Here is a 554-nt window from a genome sequence, read left to right on the forward strand (position 1 = left end):
GCAAACGACCACGTCTGCGAATCACCGCTGTCAGGGTCGGTGGCATCTAAATCCCCTTGTACCATGGCAACGCCCGGTTCTGGGGCGTTACCGCCCGGCTGCACTCCGGCCTCAATCACTTCACCGGCTTCATCTTCTGGTGACGGGGTAATGACCGGCGCATCGTTAGTACCGTTAATGGTCATGGTCACGGTTTGGGTGGTGAAAGCCCCATTCGCATCGGTGACGGTGACATCAAAGCTGAAAGTGATGCTGTCGCCTTCGGCGAGGAAATCCACTAAGGCATTATCGATATCATAGGTCCAGCCCATGTCATCGTTATCGAGACTAAAGCCATCAATAATGTCACTGATTTGCTGGGCGGTGAGTGCCGCCATGGCAGGGTTTTGCCAAGCAATATCGCTGTTATAGCTGGCGCTTAGGGTGAGGACATCGTTGTTATCCACATCGAAGGTGGTGATATCACCGGTGGCAACAAGGCGATCAGGCTGCACATCAATGCTGTCTTCGGTGATCACCCCATCGATATTGCTGATGGTCAACTCTGGTTGGTC

General features: G+C 53.6%; 1 protein-coding gene. It reads right to left on the reverse strand.

Annotation, left to right across the window (positions count from 1 at the left end; translation table 11 throughout):
• The coding region (locus tag MSG37_RS21245; protein ID WP_248472785.1) for a VCBS domain-containing protein at nucleotides 1-554 on the reverse strand (554 nt) is incomplete at both ends.

Source organism: Shewanella sp. 1CM18E, assembly GCF_023161665.1.
In the GTDB taxonomy this organism is placed as follows: Bacteria; Pseudomonadota; Gammaproteobacteria; order Enterobacterales; family Shewanellaceae; genus Shewanella.